General features: G+C 56.0%; 10 protein-coding genes. 9 read left to right on the plus strand and 1 reads right to left on the minus strand.

Going from position 1 to position 15,130, the window contains the following annotated elements:
- Positions 1-229: 229 nt before the first annotated feature.
- From ACQE3E_RS01545 to ACQE3E_RS01560, 4 genes are all read left to right on the plus strand, one after another.
- Positions 230-823: a hypothetical protein gene (locus ACQE3E_RS01545; protein ID WP_064029060.1), complete on the plus strand. Its 594-nt coding sequence runs from the start codon at positions 230-232 to the stop codon at positions 821-823.
- A gap of 129 nt (positions 824-952) precedes the next feature.
- Positions 953-1,861, plus strand: a complete 909-nt coding sequence (locus ACQE3E_RS01550; protein ID WP_313729271.1) for a cupredoxin domain-containing protein — start codon at positions 953-955, stop codon at positions 1,859-1,861.
- Positions 1,862-1,924: 63 nt separating this feature from the next.
- On the plus strand, positions 1,925-2,347 hold the full coding sequence (locus tag ACQE3E_RS01555) for a YqaA family protein (RefSeq protein ID WP_064029063.1): 423 nt from the start codon (positions 1,925-1,927) through the stop codon (positions 2,345-2,347).
- A gap of 6 nt (positions 2,348-2,353) precedes the next feature.
- Positions 2,354-3,115 (plus strand): hypothetical protein, encoded by a 762-nt coding sequence (locus ACQE3E_RS01560; RefSeq protein ID WP_064029065.1) that lies wholly within the window; start codon positions 2,354-2,356, stop codon positions 3,113-3,115.
- A gap of 29 nt (positions 3,116-3,144) precedes the next feature.
- Here the strand turns inward: ACQE3E_RS01560 and ACQE3E_RS01565 are convergent, their stop codons facing one another.
- A complete protein-coding gene (locus tag ACQE3E_RS01565) occupies positions 3,145-3,705 on the minus strand; it encodes an MOSC domain-containing protein (protein ID WP_313729270.1) in 561 nt (186 codons plus the stop codon).
- 254 nt (positions 3,706-3,959) lie between these two features.
- Between ACQE3E_RS01565 and ACQE3E_RS01570 the strand changes: the two genes are divergently transcribed.
- From ACQE3E_RS01570 to ACQE3E_RS01590, 5 genes are all read left to right on the plus strand, one after another.
- Positions 3,960-7,412 (plus strand): FG-GAP-like repeat-containing protein, encoded by a 3,453-nt coding sequence (locus ACQE3E_RS01570; protein ID WP_313729269.1) that lies wholly within the window; start codon positions 3,960-3,962, stop codon positions 7,410-7,412.
- A gap of 18 nt (positions 7,413-7,430) precedes the next feature.
- Positions 7,431-9,467 (plus strand): cytochrome c family protein, encoded by a 2,037-nt coding sequence (locus ACQE3E_RS01575; protein ID WP_313729268.1) that lies wholly within the window; start codon positions 7,431-7,433, stop codon positions 9,465-9,467.
- Positions 9,468-9,575: 108 nt separating this feature from the next.
- The gene (locus ACQE3E_RS01580) at positions 9,576-10,286 is read left to right on the plus strand and encodes a hypothetical protein (RefSeq protein ID WP_313729267.1); all 711 of its coding nucleotides are present in this window, start codon (positions 9,576-9,578) and stop codon (positions 10,284-10,286) included.
- A gap of 194 nt (positions 10,287-10,480) precedes the next feature.
- A complete protein-coding gene (locus tag ACQE3E_RS01585) occupies positions 10,481-13,690 on the plus strand; it encodes a carboxypeptidase regulatory-like domain-containing protein (protein WP_427501176.1) in 3,210 nt (1,069 codons plus the stop codon).
- Between the two features lie 5 nt (positions 13,691-13,695).
- Entirely contained in the window at positions 13,696-14,925 is a 1,230-nt protein-coding gene (locus ACQE3E_RS01590; RefSeq protein ID WP_313729265.1) for a hypothetical protein, read from the plus strand.
- Positions 14,926-15,130 lie beyond the last annotated feature (205 nt).

The following is a 15,130-nucleotide window of genomic DNA, read 5'->3' on the forward strand; positions in this document are numbered from 1 at the left end:
GGAGAGAATTCATAACCCCATTATAAAGATTGTCTTTGATTGCTGACAAAAAAAATTGAACATAGCCGGTCGCCAACTATTGCCTTTCTTTGGATAGGGTGATGTGCTAGAGTTAGCGCCGGTTTAAGGCCGATTCGAGCGGATTTCTTGCACGGCGGCTTTAACGATATTCGTGCATAAGTGCATGAATCATAATAAAAAATGATATTAGAACACGGGAAGGGTGTATATGAGAAACTCACGCATAGTTAGAAAAGGCTTGTTGGTATTGTGGGGTCTGTTTTTTTCCTCCGCGCTTTGGGCGCACGGTGGCGCGGCCGGTACCGATACGGACCAATGTAAATTCGAGCTGGAGAAAGACCACTGGATCCACTACACAGCCTATCAGCCCCAAGCTTATCCCGCCGAAGAATTCTGCGGCAATATCCCCGATACTGCTACGTTGACTCAATTGGTATTTGACTATCAAGATCAACGCTATCGCGGTATGGCGGTGGAATTCGAAGTCACCAAGGAGCCGGAAGGCAAACGGGTGTTTTTCCAGGGCGCCGAGAAACACAAATCCGGTACCGTCGTTCTGTCGTTGCCGCAGGGCGTGCCCGAGCAAGGCAAATACCTGATTCATATCACGCTGCTGCAAGATAACGGCGAGCGTTTGGACGCACACATGGGCTTTAAGGCTGGAGCAGGTCAACCGACTAGCAAAGGTAGCATGGGGTTGTACGCTTTGGTTTTGTTTGCCGGTCTGTACATTCTTTATCTGTCCAACGCCGGTTTCAAACGTCAAATCGACGGATTGTTGGGTAAAGCCAAGGAGTTTTAAGGCTTGCGGTATCCGCCATTCCGTCGGTGCTACGCGGCGGAATGGCTTGGGCATTACACACACGTGTATGCCCGCGTCGGAACAGTAGATGGACAGTATTAAGATTCGCCCCTCAGAGGTAAACCCGCCATGTTCGAAAAGAACAAACTCGCATTCCTAGCCCCGTTAATCTGCCTACTCTCGCTATCCTCGGCCCGCGCGGTCGAGATCGAGGATCACAACCAGATGATGAATCACGGCGACGGGCATCTGATGGACATGGAGGGCGCCATGGTGATGGGACAAAACACCGATACACTGCCCGGCGGCTGCGAAAAAATCGCCGCTACCAAAGAAATTACGGTTCGGGCTGGGCACAAGTATTCGGAGAAATTTCCTGGAACGATGTACGCGTTCGATCAGCAGGAGTTTCACTTCGAGCCTTGTACCAAACTCACCGTTCACTTCATCAATGAGGACCAAATTCGCCATCAATGGATGATGCACGGTCTGCCTAAGTATTTGTACCCGAAAGGCATGTTTCACCTGGAGGTCAGTGGTCCCGGTAAAGTGTCCGGCACTTTGATTTTGCCGCCCGGCGATAAAACCTATCTGGTGCATTGCGACATTGCCCAGCATATGGAAAAAGGCATGAAGGGCCAGTTGAAAGTCGGCAAGGGCAGTGAAGATTTGCCGAGTATTCCCGGCGTGACGCCAGCGGTGTTTCCGGACGATTACAGCGGAAAGGTTTACGATCCTAAAGTCGACGCTCCTGTGACGCCGGTTGCCCTCGCTCAGCCGCCGGCACAGCCTGCCGCGCCAGTCGCCGCGCCCGCTCCGGAGCCCGGCTTTATCTCCGGCGGCTCCGTGATCGGCTTGGCAATCGGTCTGGTATTGGCCCCCTGGCTGGTCAAGCGCTTTAAAGGCATGTCGGCCGGCGAAATCGTCGCGACATTGATTGAGCAAGCCGCTCATTTAGTGAGTGTCGCGATAGAGTTTATCGCTAAATTGATCAAATTGGTCGGTGGCAAAAAAGCGATTCCGCTCCCCGATAAATAATTCGTTACTTATCAAGCCCCTGAAACTTGCGGTTTCAGGGGCTTTTTTGCGGGACAAAACACCATGCCGTTCGAATCCTGGGGCCTGATCGGTTTATTCGCCAGCGCCTTTATCTCCTCGACCGTCGCGCCGGGCGGATCCGAAGCGGTGCTGGCCTATTTGGTAAGCCGGCACGGCCACTCGGTGCTAGAGCTGGTAGCGATCGCGAGTGTCGGTAATACCCTGGGGGCGCTGACCACCTGGTGGCTAGGACAGTGGGGGGCGCAAAAATACCCGGCTGAATCCCTGGTCAAAGATCGGCAAAGATCGTTGCAAACGATCCGGCGCTGGGGGGCTTGGGCCTTGCTGCTTTCTTGGTTGCCTTTAATTGGCGATGGCCTGTGTTTTGCCGCCGGCTGGTTGAGGTTATCCTTTTTGGCCTCGCTGACCGCGATATTTTTCGGTAAAGTGCTGCGCTATATTGCCGTGGCTTACGTTTTCGTTTGATCGCCTATGAGTTTTTTCTCGCTCCCTCATTTTCCGTCGGTCGACTGTCAGGCTGAACACCGCTCGCGCGACTACCAGATCGCCGCATTCACGTTCGTGACTACCACGATCTGTCTGACCACCGATGGCTTCGCGCCGCAATTCATGCAATATCTACTGGCGTTTTTCGGCTGGCTGTTTTTGTTTGCCTGGTTGCGCGGCGAATGTAAATACGTGCGGACCCAGGTTGCGGTCGCCGTGACGTTTGCGGTGATTGGCGAATATTTCGCGTCGGTCTACATGAAGGGCTACATCTACCGTTTCGGCAACGTACCGGCTTACGTGCCGGCCGGGCACGGTCTGGTCTACTTGACTGCCGTGGCTTTGGGGCGCTCCGGATTGTTTCAACGCCACGCTCGTCGGATCGCCGTGTTGGTGGTCGCTGCTTGCGGCGGTTGGGCGGCGGTCGGTCTGAGCGGCTTGGTACGGCTGGACATCATCGGCGCAGTGCTGTTTTTGGTGTTTTTAGCTTATCTGTTTAAAGGTCGCTCGCCGATGGTTTATCTCGGCGCGTTCTTTATTACCTCATGGCTGGAAATTGTCGGTACCGGCGCGGGCACCTGGGCTTGGGCCGAGATCGACCCGGCCTCGCATTTGCCCCAAGGTAATCCGCCCAGCGGCGTCGCGGCTTGGTATTGTCTGGTCGATGCGGTTGCGATTGCCGGCGCCGGGCCGGTACTGCAACTATTCGGCAAGACCGCGCAAGCCTTACAGCGGCAACGAGCTTGACGTAGTTGGGCGCGAACGTCTAGCCGAATTTATTGATTCGCCGATTCGGTCCGCACCTGGATCAAGTTAACCGAATCGCCGACGCGAATTTTGCCGCCCGTCAAGATCCGCGCCGTGACGCCGCCATGCCCTCGCAGCGCGTTATAACTCCCCATGCCCAACTCGGCCGCTATCTTTGAACAAGGATCGCAAGGACCGGTCACTTGCATGCGAACTTCCTCGCCTATCGCCCATTCCAACCAGACACCCGGAAACAGTGAGCGCATTCCGATCAGATTTATGCCGGACACCAGCAGATTTCGCCGCAAGCGAATCGGGTTCAATGTCGCAAGACCACACCAGTTGGCAACGAGAGGCAAGTGTTCGGCTTGGAACAACGTCAATTCGCGCTTCGATGCCTGCCGGCGGGTAGCGCGGTGGTCGCCGAGCAAGCCTCGTCCCGGTTCGGCGATGGCCTCGCCGACCGATAGCGCCGGTTCCCGGCGCAACGGGCGTAAGATGATCGCTTCGATACGGCCCGTGGTATTGAATTGCTGGCTGAGATCGCGGAGAGTCGTAATGGAGATCGGCGCGGATAAATTGGATGGCATAAGCCCTTGGTATTGGGGTTTCGGTAACCGGCGAGTGGTTCAGTCGGCCGTCAAGCGTTTTTGATATTCCATCGTCTATTCGTCGGCGCTTCTGGTACAAGCGTCCGCGGACGGGTGAGTAACTTCATTTCTTTTTCGGTCCGGTTAGGTTAGATTTTATCGGTCTTTATCGGCCGGAGCTCTTAGGATGTTTCATTCGGTTGCGATAGTAGCGTTGAACCTCACCCCCATCTCCATCGACCGAGAGTTGCCCCATGCCAGTCCGCTCAGTTTTGACGCCGCTCGATGTATTTTGTACCGTTTTATTGGTGGCGTTGCTAGGCGCGGTGATCTTTTTGACGCCGGTCGACATACCGGATGGCTTTCCATTCCGGGCCGAGGCCATACCGACGTCTAAGTTGGTCAAGGCGGCGCATCCGTCGGCGGCGACGTTCGCCGATCGGACCTGGGAGTCGGGATTAATGTTTTCCCATCAACAAGGCGACGAACATCTGGCCGGCATCGACGAGTCTTTAGGTTCGGGAGCGTGCGCGGCGGATTTTAATAACGACGGCTATGTGGACTTGTTTCTGGTGAACGGCTCCGGGCAAACCCGTTATTACGGCAAAGCGTATTGGTGGCAACAAGCCGAGGGTAATGCGCTTTTTTTGAATGAAGGCGGTCGTTTTAGAAATGCCACCGAAGAGAGCGGATTGGTCAGGACAATCTGGGGCATGGGCTGTTTGGCGGTTGATTTGGATAACGATGGCAACACCGATTTATTGGTGACCGGCAAAGACGGCAACCTGCTCTACCGCAATAGCGGCGCGGGGCGTTTCGTCGACGTGACGGCCGATGCCGGGTTTGCCGGCGACGGGTGGGCGACGTCGGCCGCGGCGGCCGACTTTAACCGCGACGGTCTGTTGGACCTCTACGTCGGCCAATTCGTCGATTTCGAGAAAGGTAAGAAAACCTTCGAAGCCAACAGCCAATTTGTCGGCGAAAAAAAAGGCGTGTTCGACGCTAGTCTGTATCCGGCGCTACCCAACCGTCTGTATTTGAATGACGGCGGCTTTAAATTCCGGGAAATCGCCGAGGCTGCGGGAGTTCGGGATGCCGACGGCCGCACCCTGGATGTGAGCTGGCAAGATTTGGATAGCGATGGTTGGCCGGATTTGTTGGTGAGTAACGATCGCGGCACCGGCTCTAACAGCGCTTATCTGAACCGGAGTGGTGAGCGGTTCGAAGCCGGAGGCCAAGCCTTGGGCTTGCGGTCGGCGTTGGGCAATCGCGGCATCGCCTCCGGTGACTTGGATGGCGATGGGCGTGGCGATCTGGCGGTGGCCAGCGCCGCCGGTGAAAATACGGTTGCGTTAATCCGGGAAACGGCGGCGGATGGGAGCGAGCATTTTAAGGATAAGGCCAAGGAAAACGGCATCGGCGCCAATCGCTATCTCAGTCTGTCCGGTTGGTCGCCGTTGATTCACGATTTCAATAACGATGGGTTTGACGACCTGCTTCTGGCCGCCGGACATTTGGAGCCCGATCCCGACACCGCCCGAATCAGCCAAGGGCAAGCCAAACAACTTTGGCTAAACGACGGCAACGGTCAATTTGTAGACGCGGGTAGCGAAGCGGGTTTGGCTCTGAAAGACGCTCAGTCGGCGCGCGGCGCGGTGGCTGCGGACTTCGACAACGATGGGGATATCGACGTCTACGTCAGTCATAACAACGATTTGGGCCAGTTTTTAGCGAACGAGTCGCCGCCTCGGCATTGGTTAGGCTTGAAATTGGTCGGCGAAAAATCCAACCGCGATGCAGTCGGCGCGGTCGTCCGTGTGTATGCGGCCGGACGAGTTCGAATCAAATCGGTGCTTAGCGGTGAAGGATTTTTGTCCGATAGCGACAAGCGTTTGGTGTTTGGGTTGGGAGACACCGCTGCGGTCGAAAGATTGGAAATCGCGTGGCCGAGCGGCCTTCGCCAGACGCTGCATCCAACCGTTATCGATCGTTATTGGTTGATACGCGAGGGGAGCGACGAACTCGTCGCATTGGGCGGATCGCAATCCGGTCCACCGGTGCGGCCGCAACTGAGATTGAAATTGGGGGCCGACCGTCCGGAACTGCGGATTCGCTATTTGCACCTGCTAGAGCATCGCCAGTCCGAAGCCGATATTTGGCCGGAATTGACGGCCGGCGCGCGCGATCCGGAGCCAGCGGTGCGACGCGCGGCTATCGATATCGCGGCTCGGGCCGGCAATGGGCGGGGATTAGGCCTACTGATCCAGTCCCTGGAAGATTCCGAGCCAGCCAATGCGGTCGCCGCGGTCGCCGGCCTGCGAAGTCTCGAGGACGAAGCGTCGGTGCGCTGGCTGCTCAGGGCGTTCTCGCGGGAGAGCGCCGAGGTCAAAATCGCACTCGCCGATACCTTTGCCTATTTCTTTCAGGAAGAAGAGGCGGTGGTTTACCGCAAGTATTTGGCGGTGCCGTATTTGATTCGCCTGCTGGAGGACGCCGAGCCGAGCGTGCGCGTCGCCGCCTCGCGGGCCTTGGCGAATGCTGAACGCTTTCGGGGTGTGCATGCCTTGCTTGCCGGCTTGAGCGACAGTGATGCCTCTGTCCGGGCGGAATTCGTCCGCGCCTTGGGATTGATAAGGCAGACCGAGGCTAGTCCAAAACTGGCTAAGCTACTAACCGATGAAACGCAGGAATCACAGGTTGTCGCCAATGTGTTCGTAGCTTTGAAGCGATTGGGCGATACGGAAAATGCCGGCAGATTGTCGGATTACATTGGTGGACGTGGCGATTTCTCGGGCTTGGCGCAAGACAAGCGGTTGGCGACGCTCGAATGTTTGCTGGCGCTTGGCGACGAAGCGGCGGTATTTAATGCCGATGAAATCAATTCGTTGGTTCGAGAAAGTTTCGGGCGAACGAAGCCGACTGAAACCGCGTTGCGCGCGCGTTGGATTTCTATTTGGCGGTATGTGGCCGACCCGGCGGGTTCGGCTTGGTTGGTGGCTCAAACCAGGGCCGCCGAAGCGGATATCCGCACAAGGGCTTTCTCGGCGCTATCGACTCAAAACCCTCGCGACACCGAGTTGTTGCGACAAGCCTGGCGCGACCCGGACGAGTCGATTCGCCGATGGGCGCTCATCGAGCTTCTGAAGCGAAAAATCGACCTGGCGCGCGACGAGTACCAGTCGATTTTGAAGAGTTCGGACTGGCGAGAAGTGGCTGTGGATGCCTGGATGGAGCAGGGTTTGCCCGGAGATTCGTCGCGCTTGCTAGAGGCGCTGTCGGCGGTGTTTCCAATGGCCGGCAAGCCGGCGACATTGGCATCGGTTTGCGGCAACTCCGACATGCGAATTCAAGCGCTTTGCCCGGTATTGTTGCTCGCCGATTCGAACGCCGAAAGCCGTCGGCTTGCTGGGCAACTGTTAGCAGACCGTTCGACGGCCTTATCCTTACGTCAGGCGGTGTTGGCGCGGTTGACGCCGGTCTTCGAGCCGGATGCGCTGAATGTCGTGTTTGCTCTGGCTCAGGCCAAAAAAGATCCGTTACGCCACGCGGCAATAGAGAAGTTGTTGACGTTTGATGGGGAATCGTTGGTCGCCTTTGCGCGGAAAATCGCCGACAATCCTAGCGAAGACCCTGAAATTCGATTCCTGGCCGTCGAGTTTTTACTGCGCAACGGTGATCAGGCTGCGCTGGACATACTGTACAGATAACACCACGCGGGGAAGCTTATGAACGTTTCGAATAGCCAAATGATCGCCGAGCGCCGCTTCGCCCGGCCCTTGGTCGCCGTGACGGCCGTGTTGGCGTTGAGCGGATATATCAGTTGGTGCTGGCCTGGGTTCTCGGTAACCGAGCAATGGCTGTATTTGCTGCATACCTTGTTGGGCCTGGTGGTCGCGGCGTTGCTGGCGCCATATTTGATCTTGCATTTTCGGCGCACGATAGGTCTCAGGCGTTCCTGGATTGCGTTTTCCGGCATCTTGACCGCGCTGCTGTTTTTGGCGCTTGCGCTGACCGGAGTTCAGATTGCTTGGCAAGGCCAGTCGGAAGCCGGACGCTGGATTTTCGAATCCCACGTAGGCTTGTCGGTCGGTGTGTTGCTAATGACGCTCGGACATGTGTTGTTTCACGCGGTGTCTTTGCCGGAACGCAGAAAACGAAACGAACCCAGCCGATTTCCCTCGCTAATCGGCGGAATGACAAAGGCGGTCATCGGCTCGGTGGTTGTCGCGGCGATAGCGGTGCTGGTGGCTAGCGCGGCTTATCAATGGCGCACAAGCCCTTATCGGGACGCGCCGGCCGTCGAGCCTTATCTCTACAGCTACGGCGAACATCCTTTTCGGCCCAGTCAAACCGAGACCAGTACCGGCGGTTTTTTCGATCCCCGGCGGATAGGGGCTTCCGAGCGGTGTGCCAGTTGTCATCGCGAGATCGCGGAACAGTGGAAGGCATCGATTCATTCCCAGGCCGCTTCCGACAAAACCTACCAAACCAATATCAAGCTGCTTTCAGAGCGCAAAAACATGGAAGCCACCCGCTATTGCGAAGGCTGCCACGCGCCGGCGGCATTGTTGAGCGGACAACTAACCACGGGCGGTAAGCTTGATACGCCAGGCCATCTGCAGGAAGGCGTCAGTTGCATGACTTGTCATGGCATCGAGCGCATTGAGCATCTAAAGGGCGTCGCCAGTTATCGATTCGCTCCGCCCCAACCATATTTGTTCAACGGCGCCGAGCGAGCGCTGCCGGTGTTTTTGCATAATCTGCTGATTCGCTTGAAACCCGAGCAGCACAGGGCCGATTTGGCCAGAAATGTGTTGTCGACGCCGGAAATGTGTGCGACGTGCCATGCTCAGTTTATGGACAAGGATTTTAATAACTGGGGTTGGGTGAAAATGCAGGACGATTACACGGCTTGGCTGAACGGACCGTATTCCGGCCAAACCCGACAGACTTTCGCTCATGCGCAACAACGCCGCTGTCAGGATTGCCATTTTCCGTTACAGCCGGGTAGCGACCCTTCCGCGAGTAGCAGCGGATTGATCAAGACCCATTTCAACGTCGGAGCCAACACGGCCATTCCCTGGGTGACTCGAAATCAGGCGCAACTTGAGCGAACGCGTCGGTTTTTGACGGCCGATCAAGTCAGGATCACTATTGACAAGCCGAATCGTAGTGACGCCGTTGAAAGCGCCCGTCATGTCGACCCGGCCTTGATCGCGTCTTCCGAGGCGCCGGCGTATTGCTACTTGGGCGAAGCCGTGACCTTGAAAGTCGCGGTGACTAATGCCCAAGTCGGTCATGCCTTTCCCGGTGGAACTACCGATATCAACGAAGCGTGGATACACTTTCTGGTTAAAGACGGTCAGGGCCGGACGGTCTACGAATCCGGACAATTGGATGCCGGCAACAATGTCGAACCGGCCGCGTATTTTTACCGCTCCATTCCAATCGATCGGATCGGCAACGCGGTTTGGCGCCACGACTTGTTCAACATGGTCGGCGACAGTTTCAAGCGCATCATTCCGCCTGGCGGTACCGATGTGACGAGCTACGTATTCAACGTGCCGGACGACATTAAAGGGCCACTAACCATCACGGCCGGCGTCAATTACCGCAAATTGAATAACCGTTATGCGCGTTGGGCGTTGAAGGATGAGCAAGTCGAGCTGCCCATCGTGGAAATGGCTTCGACATCGCTGGTTTTACCGGTGCGGATTAAACCGGAAGTGGTGAATAACCTCCAAGTCGATTCCGGCCGGTAAGTCATTACCGTGGCAGGGAGTTGTTGGTTTTTTTTACACTTTTTCTATATGGTTATGGTCTTCGTCTCTGTTTGAATATATAAGTTATTATTTATTCTATGGAATATTTTGAATGGAACGAAAATTGAGTGCCATTGGCTTCAACAAATTTATTCAGGATGTAGGACTATGCTGAAAACACGCCTATTCTTTTCAAGCTTAATACTCGCGGCATTGAGTTCCGCCAACCCTGCGGTGGCCGGCACCATCGTGAATGGCAGTTTTGACAACGATCTCTCCGGTTGGGCGGCATTGACCAGCGGAGGGAGTGCGCAATGGGAAGCCGGCGCCGCCGTTTTAGCGGGTGGACAAGGCGCAAATCCGTTCGCGGCCAGTCTGGTGCAAGGCGATGACGGTAGTTTTAGTTTTACTTCACCGATCATCCTTAGTGCCGGTAACGACTGGTTAAAGTTTGATGTCAGTTTCACTTCGCTAGGCGTTGATGCGCTGGAGACCCCAAGCGGATTTACCGACAATTTGACGCTTACCTTATACGACGCGGACGATATTACGGGCGCCAGCGATGCGTTGATCGCATCAATCGATTCGACGACCATTGGAGTGACCTCTATCGCTTTCGATCTGTCGGCGTTTATCGGTCGATCCGTCGCGTTTTCCTTCGAGTTTAACGACGAGAACGATGGTTTCGATTATTCGGCGGCCATAGACAACGTGCGTTTTGAAGCCAGTCCGGTACCCGTGCCGCCGTCGGTTTTATTCGAGGCCACAGCACTAGCCGGTTTCGCGGTTGCCTCTATCCGCCGTCGCAGAAACGCTTGATTTGATCTAGAAAGTTTGAATTGCCTCAGGTGTTGGCCGCTGATAGACTCGGCGGCCAATATTCGCGGGAAGTGTCGGAAGATTTTACGGATATAAATCTTCTCAGACGGCTAAGGTCGCGAATCGTAAACGACAAAGGTTCCCCTTGTAATGGGTGTCTAAGCGATCGATAAAAATTATAAAAGGAGTGAGGGATGTCGCCGAGCCAGCGAGCGATCAAGTCGAAAGTGGAGCTTGATCCAAATACGCCGATTCTAAAGTCAGGCGAGACGAGGACCGCAAATTCGGCAGTCTGGCTGTTGTTGCCTTTGCTCGTGCTGTCTTTTTTTTCCAAAACGGCTTTGAGCGTCGCGGCGACCAACTGGGAACCTGTCTCGACCAGCCAAGTGACGGTGAAGGTAGCCAACCCGGTGCGCAACCGACGTGCGGCGGACGCGACGGTGGCGGTGACGCTGAACAACGTCAGCGGCCAAAGCCTGAAAGGCCCGTTCCGGCTGGTCATCGTCGGCCTGAGCCCGGCGGCGAAAGTGGCTATCGGCAACGCCAGCGGCACCACCGCGGCCGGCGAAGCCTACTACGACCTGACCGGCTATCTCGGCAACGACTTCACGCCCGGCGGCAGCGGTCTGGTCTCGGTCATCGTCACCGGCGGCGGCCCCAATACCTTCAGCTTCACGACCCGGCTGGAACGCCAGGTGCAAAGCCCAGCCCTGGCCGTCAAAATCACCAGCCCGGCCACGCTCTTGACCGTCGGCCACACCCCGCAAACCGTCAAAGGCACCGTCAACGACCCCAGCGCCCAAGTCACCCTGAACGGCGCGCCGGTCACCCACGGCAACGGCAGCTTTCAAGCCGACGTCGCACTGGAAGAAGGCCACAACACCATCACCGCCCGAGCGGTCAACGCCCAGGGCGAAGACGTCAGCGACACCATCTCGCTATCGCTGGACATGACCCCGCCCTACCTGACCGTCGAATCGCCGAAAAATGGCGACACCGTGCGCACCGACCACATCGCCGTGTCCGGCCTGATCAACGACATCGTACGCGGCACCGTCGCCGCCGGCCAAGCCAACGTCAAAGTCAACGGCATCGCCGCCACGATCGCCAACCGCAGCTACCTGGCCCAAAACATCCCGCTCGCCGTCGGCACCAACACCCTCAAAATCGACGCCGCCGACAACGTCGGCAACACCAGCAGCCTCAGCCTGCAAGTCAGCTACCAACCGCTGGCGCCGCAACACATCGAACTGCTCGGCGGCCAAAACCAAAGCGGCAAGATCAACAGCGTGCTGGCCCAAACCCTCAAAGTCAAACTGCTGGACGGCGCCAACCAAGCGGTCGCGGGCAAACCCGTGATCTTCCGCGTCACCGAAGGCGACGGCATCGTCGGCGCCGGCAACAGCGACCAAGGCCAAGGCGTCCTGGTTCAAACCGACGCCCAAGGCATCGCCGCCACCGCCTTCAAACTCGGTAGCCGAGCCGGCAGCGGCAACCAACGGGTCCGCGCCACCTCGGTCGGCTTCGACGGCGAAGCCCTGTTTTATGCCAGCGCCTCAGTCGGGGCCGGCGGCAAAGTCACCGTCAACAGCGGCAACAACCAACGCGGCGCGGTCAGCCAAGCGCTGCCGCTACCCTTCGTCGTCGCCGTGGTCGACGACGGCGCCAACGTCGTGCCCGGCGCCCAAATAGAATTCAAAGTCACCCAAGGCAGCGGCCGCTTCCAAAACGGCCAAACCACGCTGACCGCCACCACCGACAGCGACGGGCGGGCCACCGCCGAATTCACGCTGGGCAGCGAAGACGGCCTCGACGTCCACCGCGTCACCGCCACCCTGGTTGGCACCAGCCTCTACGCCGGCTTCACCGCCTCCGCGCTAAAAACCGGCAACGCCGGCCAAACCAGCATCAGCGGCGTCGTGCTCGACAACCAAGAACACCCGTTGCCGAACGTCACCGTCCGAGTCGACGGCACCACCCGCGAAGCACAAACCGACGCCCAAGGCCAATTCAAAATCAGCGAAGTCCCGGTCGGCGCGGTACGCCTGGTCGCCGACGGCAGCACCACCAGCGCCGAAGGCGAATGGCCCACGCTCGCCTTCAACCTCGTCACGATCGCCGGTGCCGACAACCCGCTGTCCGCGCCGATCTACCTGGTCAAACTCGACACCGTCAACGCCAAAACCGTCGGCGACCAAGACGTCACGCTGACCCTGCCCGACGTACCCGGCTTCGCGTTGGAAATCAAACGCGGCTCGGTCACCTTCCCGGACGGCAAGAAGACCGGGAAGCTCTCGGTCACGCCGGTCAACGCCAGCAAAATCCCGATGGCGCCGCCGAACGGCATGCAGCCGCAGTTTATTGTCACCATCCAACCGGTCGGGGCCAAATTCGACCCGCCGGCCCGGCTGACCCTGCCCAACGTCGACGGCCACAAACCCGGCGCGCAAGTGGAAATGTACTCCTACGACCACGACCTGGAAGAATTCGTAGCGATCGGCCTCGGCACGGTCAGCACCGACGGCAGCATCATTAAATCCAATGACGGCGTGGGAGTAATTAAGGCAGGGTGGCATTGTGGGAGTCAGCCGGGCGGGAGCGGGTGTGCGGCCAGTCCGGGGGAATGTCAAAAATGCGAGGGCAATTGTGTCATCGTCGATTTACCCAAGGTGCCGAACGTGGCGGGCGATTGCTTGAAACCCAAGGATTGCAAGTCCTCGGAAGCCGACCCGAGCGACGTTCCGGCTGATGTTGCCGGCGATTGTAAAAAGCCCGCTTGCCCGTCTCCAACCGTGGATACCAGCGACAAGCCGTCCGAGGAATGTAAACAATGTCAATCCGACGGCTCGATCGGTAACAAACCTGATGGTCAGTTTCCGGAATCGACAACGCGCTGTTGCTATCAAGGTGAATCGGTGCCGAAAACGCCGGCCGATTTTGCAAGCTTGGCGAAGTGCCCTCAAAAAACGCAGAACACCACACGAAATCATGAAATCGACGGTTGCTCCAATTCGCCCGACGACTTGGAGAGTTGGGACAACCTGCCGTTCGCCACGAATTACGACATGTACGTGACTAATCCGATCTGGGGTACCGTGTTGGGCACGATTTCCAATGCGACTGCCGCGACCCAGACCTTGCCGTGCAATTTGCACGACATTTGTTATCAAACCTGCGGCTCCAGCCAAGCTACTTGCGATGCCGCCTTGGGCGCCGGAATTACCGCGAGTTGCGATACCGGCTACCCCTTCCCCTGCCCTTATGCAACGGCGTCGCAATGTCTGGAATACGATGAGGAATACGCGAGTTGTCGTGGTATCGGCCCGGTCTATCAAGACGGGGTTGCCAATTTCGGTAGCTCGGCTTTTGAAGAACGGCAAACTCAGTATTGCGAGTGTTGCTAAGCGCCATGAAAACGATTAGCTGGGGAATCTTTTTAGTGCTGGCGGTGATGCTGCGAGTCGAACTCGCGGCGGCAGACGTCAAAGTCTTCGAGTCATTATTTGCTAGGTATCAGGCAAATATCGATCAACAGTTTATTCGAATGATTCCGGAGGACGCGGATTCCCCTGCGATCCTGTATAAAAAATATCTGGATCACCGCAAGGCAAAAGCGCTTCCAGGCCAGGCCGAAAGCGTCGAATATTTAATCTATGATAGCCGCGCCGGTAAATCGATTAGTTTATGGGAAGCGAGAGCGGCCGATAAAACCGTCGTTGGCAAGATCGTCAAGAGAGATGACGGATATCTGATACCTTTGCTGAACGGAAAAGATCTCAAGATATTTAAATACAGTCCGAAGCAACAAAAACTTGAATCGGTAAATTTGAAGCCGTTCGGTGTTAAGGCCGGTAATTCAGTCAAGCAACTTTTTCACATTTCTACCGGTTATATTGCCTTGGTTGACGCGGAAAAAACTTCAAAATTGGTTTTCCAGGCCTATGGCTCCGATGAGCAATTGTCCGTGGATTTTGCCTACCTCCAATTGCCGATCGTCGGAATAGAGGATGTTGCGGAGGCTAATGATACGATCTACATCGCAGCTAAGGCGAAAAAGAATTTGGATGAAGCAGCTAGCTTTCTTTTTAGAGTTAATAACAAGTTTGCGGCGGACAGCGTAAAAGTGGAAGGATTGGATGTTGATCCGAGATTAGCGCAGCATGCGTCGTTTATATCGACGACGCATGTTCAGCCCTCGCTACAAATAGTCAGTCGTAAGCGAAACCCTAGTCCGCCAAGTTTGTACTTGTATCGTGTTGGAGAGAAGGCCAAATTGATTTGGCATTTCGACTTCGATGAAATCGAAGCCGGGAGTCATTTGCAGATATCTGGAATTTGTCATGATAATTACCTGTTCGCAAGGCGAACAAAGCCAAACGGTAAAATTTCCGATACTGCTGAATTCAGATTACTGAATGCAGAGGGAAAGGAGTTGATGACTTGGACGAAGCAAATGATGACTAACGGATCACTGGTTGATGTTCGGCCTGAATCGATTGGACAAAGCGTTTTCTTAGTCAGCAATTTTTCAAAACTGGAAGATGCCCGCCGGCAGGACGGTTGGTACAGTTGGATGGGATTACAGATTGATAGAGTGCCGGTTTCAGAAGTATGTGCTACCAATCAAAAGGTTAATTGAAACAGTATTTCCGGCTCTTAACGAGTCTATGACTAATGCAGTTTTTCAAGAAATTCAGGTGTGTAAGGTATTGATTGAAGCTGAAATTCGACATGACGAATTAATCAGAGGCTTCTTAAGGTTTCAAGGTCCTAAAATTTAGCGAAGAAATTAGATTTAAAGCGCAGGATTTGATAATGCTTTCCGCGACATTAATTTAGCTTGA

The organism is Methylomonas sp. MED-D (genome assembly GCF_050276835.1).
Taxonomy (GTDB): Bacteria; Pseudomonadota; Gammaproteobacteria; order Methylococcales; family Methylomonadaceae; genus Methylomonas; species Methylomonas koyamae_A.